6 protein-coding genes are annotated in these 4,702 nt (G+C 64.9%); 4 read left to right on the top strand and 2 right to left on the bottom strand.

Translation table 11 applies throughout. The features are described from left to right. The first annotated feature begins 16 nt into the window (after window positions 1–16). The 3 genes from ACIQ42_RS16175 (at window position 17) to ACIQ42_RS16165 (ending at window position 2,766) form a co-directional block, all read left to right on the top strand. Window positions 17–853, top strand: a complete 837-nt coding sequence (locus ACIQ42_RS16175; protein WP_397423275.1) for a class I SAM-dependent methyltransferase — start codon at window positions 17–19, stop codon at window positions 851–853. Window positions 854–1,075: 222 nt separating this feature from the next. Next, entirely contained in the window at window positions 1,076–1,384 is a 309-nt protein-coding gene (locus ACIQ42_RS16170; protein ID WP_397423274.1) for an SCP2 sterol-binding domain-containing protein, read from the top strand. 5 nt (window positions 1,385–1,389) lie between these two features. Further along, window positions 1,390–2,766 (top strand): alpha/beta fold hydrolase, encoded by a 1,377-nt coding sequence (locus ACIQ42_RS16165; protein ID WP_397423273.1) that lies wholly within the window; start codon window positions 1,390–1,392, stop codon window positions 2,764–2,766. On the opposite strand, the gene hisN is transcribed toward ACIQ42_RS16165, so the two are convergent. Together hisN and ACIQ42_RS16155 are read right to left on the bottom strand one after the other, a co-directional pair. After that, a complete protein-coding gene (gene hisN / locus ACIQ42_RS16160; protein ID WP_397423272.1) occupies window positions 2,767–3,576 on the bottom strand; it encodes a histidinol-phosphatase in 810 nt (269 codons plus the stop codon). It lies immediately after the preceding gene. Window positions 3,577–3,620: 44 nt separating this feature from the next. Beyond that, window positions 3,621–4,016: a helix-turn-helix domain-containing protein gene (locus ACIQ42_RS16155; RefSeq protein ID WP_397423271.1), complete on the bottom strand. Its 396-nt coding sequence runs from the start codon at window positions 4,014–4,016 to the stop codon at window positions 3,621–3,623. A gap of 128 nt (window positions 4,017–4,144) precedes the next feature. On the opposite strand from ACIQ42_RS16155, the gene ACIQ42_RS16150 reads away from it, so the two are divergent. Further along, window positions 4,145–4,702: lysophospholipid acyltransferase family protein (locus ACIQ42_RS16150; RefSeq protein WP_397423270.1), on the top strand; the 558-nt coding region annotated here is incomplete at its 3' end.

Genomic DNA, 4,702 nt, shown 5'->3' with positions numbered 1-4,702 from the left:
ATCGGAGGCTCCCCCAATGCTTCGTATCGTCATGGCCGCTTCGGCCGCTGTCCTGACCCTCTCTACCCTTCCCGCGCATGCCGCCGACGCCAGGCTGCAGGCCGCCGTCGCCTCGGCGGATCGCGGCGCTGAAAACAAGGCCCGCGACGGCGCGCGCAACCCGGCGGCGACGCTTGGCTTCTGGGGCCTCAAGGCCAAGCAGACGGTGATCGAAATCTCGCCCGGCGGCGGCTATTGGACCGAGATCCTCGCCCCCTACGCCAAGGCGACCGGCGGAACCTACGTCGCCGGCGTCACCGACGTCGACAATCCGCGCACATCCGAGGCTGCCAAGAAGAGCCTTGAGACGTTCAAGGCCAAATATGCCGACCCGTCGAAGTACGGCGTGATCAAGTACACGGGCTTCGGTGTCGCCTCGAAGCCGCTGGGCGCCCCGAACTCGGCGGACCTGGTATTTACGTCGCGCAATATCCACAATTTCACCTACACACCGGGCTTTCTCGACAAGGCGATGGCTGATTTCTTCGCCGTGCTGAAGCCGGGTGGCCTTCTGGGCGTAGAAGAGCACCGTGCGGATCCTCGGCCGGAGGTCCCGGGCATCACTGACGGTTACGTCTCCACGGCCACGGTCGTTGCCGCGGCCCAGAAAGCGGGCTTCAAGCTGGCCGCCAGTTCGGAGGTCAATGCCAACCCGAAGGACACCAAGGATCACCCCTTCGGCGTCTGGACCCTGCCCCCGGTGAAACGCTCCGCATCGCCAGGCCAGCCGGCCAATCCAGCGTTTGATCGCGCGAAGTACGACGCGATCGGCGAAAGCGACCGGATGACCCTGCGGTTCGTCAAACCCCGCTGATCCTGAGCGACGCGCCGGCGTCAAACGTGACATATCCGCGTTACGGGCGGTTTACACCGCCGACGCCGGACGCGATGTTCGACCTCACCAGAGCGTGACAGCTTGAAGTGGATACCGGTTCAAGCGCTCGTCGCGCTCTAACAGTATGAAAACGAGCCTGTTTATCCATTTCAGGTGATTCCATCTGAAACGGACAGGCTCCAGGGAGCGTTGAGACGGGGCATGGCCACTCTGGCGGAGCTGACCGACCGGATCCGTCAGGCGGCGGCCGCCGGCGAGGGTCTTGGCAAGACCGTAAAGCTCGATCTCAAGGGCGAGGGCGTCATCCACGTCGACGGGGCATCGGTCACAAACGACGACCGACCCGCGGACCTCACGGTCTCGATCAGTCGCGCCGATCTTGTCCGGTTGGGCAGGGGAGAGCTCGATCCAACGCGGGCGCTGATGACAGGGCGCATGAAGCTGTCAGACATGGGGCTGGCGTTCAGCCTGCAGCCAAAGATCCAGGCACTTTTCGAGCAGGCGATATAGGTCAGATGATGTTTGAGCCCGCGCATCTCGTCGACACCCCGGATGATCCGATCCCGCCCGGCGCGGAGCCGGTGTGGTTTACCGGCGCCGGTGGCGCAAAGCTGAGGGCGGCGCTGTTCACGCCCCCGGGGAGGGCGCGTGGCAGTGTCGTGCTGTCCGGGGGGCGCACGGAACCCATCGAGAAGTACTTCGAAACTATCCGCGACCTGATGGATCGTGGGTTCGTCGTGCTGGCGCATGACTGGCGTGGCCAGGGTCTTTCGATTCGTGAACTTCCCGACCGCCTCAAGGGGCATGCCAAGGGGTACAAGGCCTTTCTCGAAGACTACCGCAGGCTGCTCAACAAGTTCGAGGCGCGGCTCCCCATGCCTTGGTTGGCCATCGGTCACTCCATGGGGGGGTGCCTGACGCTGTTGGCGCTGGCGAACGGGGAGCGACGGTTCGCCGGCGCCGTGCTCTCGGCTCCCATGCTGGGGCTTCAGTTTGGCAAGTTTTCGCCGGTTATCGCCCAGGCGCTGATGCGGCTGAACCTCGCGCTCGGCCGGTCAGGGCGCTATGTGCTGGGCCAACCCGGGCAACCCTTCGACGATGCATTCGACACGAATGTGCTGACCCACGATCCGCGCCGGTTCGCGCGCTACCGCGCCCAGGTGCGCGCCAATCCGGATCTGGCGCTGGGGGCGCCCACTTGGGGCTGGCTTGACTTCGCGTTTCGCGCCACTGGTTTCCTGGCCAGTTCGGCGCGGCTTCGGACGGTCACCATTCCGGTGGAGATTGTTTCCGCCGCCGACGACCGGCTGGTGGACAACGCTGCTCAGGCGGCGGCGGCACGCAATCTCCCCCAGGGACGGCTGATCACTGTCCCCGGCGCCTACCACGAGATCCTCATGGAGACGGACGACATGCGTAACTTCTTCTTGCGAGTGTTTGATGCGCTCACCGGCAAGACCGCGCCTCAGCCCGCCGAAGCTGCGAAGCCCACGCTGGCGGCGCCCATTGCTGCTGCTCCAGAGTCTGCGCCCGTACCCGAGCCTATGCCCTTACCCGAGCCTGTGGCCGTGCCCGTAAGCACGCCAGCCACCACCAAACCGACCTCAGCAAAGGGCAAGTCTTCGCCGCCCAAGGCCTCGCCGGCCAAGGCGGTCGCCAAGAAAACACCACCCAAAGCCGCCGCGAAGCCAGTTGCCGCCACGCCGCCTGCCGCCAAACCAGCGTCAGCCAAAGTCGCGCCGCCCAAGTCTGCGGCCAAAGCGCCCGCCAAAACCCCCGCGAAGGTTGCTGCTGTCAAACCCGCCGCCAAGGCCGCGGCAAAGCCACCGGCCGCGAAAAAAGCTCCAGCCGCGAAGGCGGCGCCGAAAAAGACCGCGAAGCCGAAGGCCTGATCAGACAGCCGACGGAGACAACGCCGCCAGCGCCGCCTGAAGACAGGCCATGTCTCCGGCGATGGCGATCTGGCCGCCCTGCTGCCCGACCGTAGCGCCTCGCCAGTCTGTGGTGAGACCGCCTGCGCCGGCGATGACCGGGATCGCCGCCTCGATATCCCAGCTCTTCAGACCGGCTTCCACCACGAGGTCGAGGGTGCCTGCCGCGACCATGGCGTAGGCATAGGCGTCGCAGCCCAGTCGAGCCAACCGCGACGCCGCGCGCAGCCGCGTCCAGGCCTCACGCTCTTGCTCGGTGAAACAGGCCTCCGGATCGGTGGTGGCGATGATCGCCGTGGAGAGATCGGCGCAGCGCCTGACCTTGAGGGGTGTAACCCCGTGCCGGTTGATCAGTCGGGAGCCGCCTGCGTGGCCGATATACAGCTCGTCAAGGAAACTCTGGCCAATTGAGCCCAGTACCGGCGAGCCCTGGAACCGCAAGCCTATCAGGGTGCACCACAACGGCAGGCCGGCGATAAACGCCCGCGTTCCGTCGACGGGGTCCAGCACCCAGACGAACTCGGCGTCGGGTCGATCCTCGCCGTACTCCTCGCCGATCACGCCGTGATCGGGAAAGCGGTCAGCGATCAGGGCGCGGATGGCCCGCTCGGCGCCCTTGTCAGCTTCGGTGACGGGGTCGAAGCCCAGCTCGATCTTGTTGGTGAGCCCATGCGCACCACGAAACAGGGGCAGTATCTCGGCGGCTGCGGCCTGGTTTAGGTCGATCAGGAACGCATCGAGGTGGGCCAGTCGGGCAGCGTCAAGGGTCATGACCCTCAGTCTATCCGCTCAGGCCGGCCGACGTCAGGCCAAAATCAGGCTTCCAGTTCGCCGTTCATCGCCTTTGCAAGGTCCAGGAGCCGCCTGCGGGGGCGCTCGCCCAGCTGATAGTAGGCGTGAATGAGGTCCTGGGTTTCCTTGCTGGCCATGGTGTCGTTCGCGTCACCATCTTCGCCGCGCTCGAGGTGCTCGCGTTGATCGCAGGTCAAGCCTTCGTAAAAGTAGCTGATCGGCACTTCCAGAATGTCGGCCAGTTGCCACAGGCGTGCAGCCGACATGCGGTTGGCGGCGCATTCGTACTTCTGGATCTGCTGGAAGCGCACGCCACACGTCTCTGCGAGCTCCTGCTGGGTCATGCCCAGCAGGCGGCGGCGGCGGCGCAAGCGGCGGCCAAGATGGGTGTCAATCTCGTCCATGGATTCCCTGGCCATCGTGTCCAAGCGTCCCGCTCCGGGACTCCGTGGTTCGGAGATCGCAATTCCCACGCCAATTGCCTCCATTGCCCAAACTGAAGCGCCGCGCCAAAGAAGGCCGGATGGACACTCTTAACCATTCATACGTGTCAAATTTGATTTGGATGCTGGAGGCGGCGCTCTTTCGCGTCGTTTCGACGGTGACCCGAATTGTTCCCATCGATTCCGCTTCAAATTGTGGCGCCGCCCTGTTCCGCAGGCTTGGCCCCTTGACTCCGGCGCACCGTGTTGCCGAGCGAAATCTGCGACTGGTGTTTCCTGAGGCCGACAGCGCCGAAATCAACCAACGACTGCGGGCGCAATGGTCCGAGCTGGGCCGAACAGCCGCAGAGTACACCAACCTGGACCGTATCGTCGCAGACCCCGGCCGGGTCGAGGTGGATGGCGCGGAGCGGCTGGCCGCCATCGCTGCAGGTGCTGGACCGGTGGTGTTCATCTCCGGACACTTCTCAAATTTCGAACTGATGCCTGCGGCCATCATCCAGGCCGGAATCAACTGTCAGATCACCTATCGGGCCATGAACAATCCCCATGTGGACCGGATGGTGCGCGAGAACCGGTTCCGCTACGGCGTCCGGCTGTTCGCCCCCAAGGGTCTGGAGGGCGCTCGGGAACTGATGCGCGGGTTGGGGCGCGGAGAGTCC

The sequence above is a fragment of the Phenylobacterium sp. genome, assembly GCF_044372605.1.
Classification (GTDB): Bacteria; Pseudomonadota; Alphaproteobacteria; order Caulobacterales; family Caulobacteraceae; genus Phenylobacterium.
The sequence above is the reverse complement of the archived record's forward strand: the minus strand, read 5'-3'. Positions and strand labels throughout refer to the sequence as shown.

Excerpts from the sequence above, each read along its gene's own strand:
- ACIQ42_RS16175 (WP_397423275.1), top strand. The coding sequence starts at position 17 with ATGCTTCGTATCGTCATGGCCGCTTCGGCCGCTGTCCTGACCCTCTCT.
- ACIQ42_RS16170 (WP_397423274.1), top strand. The coding sequence starts at position 1,076 with ATGGCCACTCTGGCGGAGCTGACCGACCGGATCCGTCAGGCGGCGGCC.
- ACIQ42_RS16165 (WP_397423273.1), top strand. The coding sequence starts at position 1,390 with ATGATGTTTGAGCCCGCGCATCTCGTCGACACCCCGGATGATCCGATC.
- hisN (WP_397423272.1), bottom strand. The coding sequence starts at position 3,576 with ATGACCCTTGACGCTGCCCGACTGGCCCACCTCGATGCGTTCCTGATC.
- ACIQ42_RS16155 (WP_397423271.1), bottom strand. The coding sequence starts at position 4,016 with ATGGCCAGGGAATCCATGGACGAGATTGACACCCATCTTGGCCGCCGC.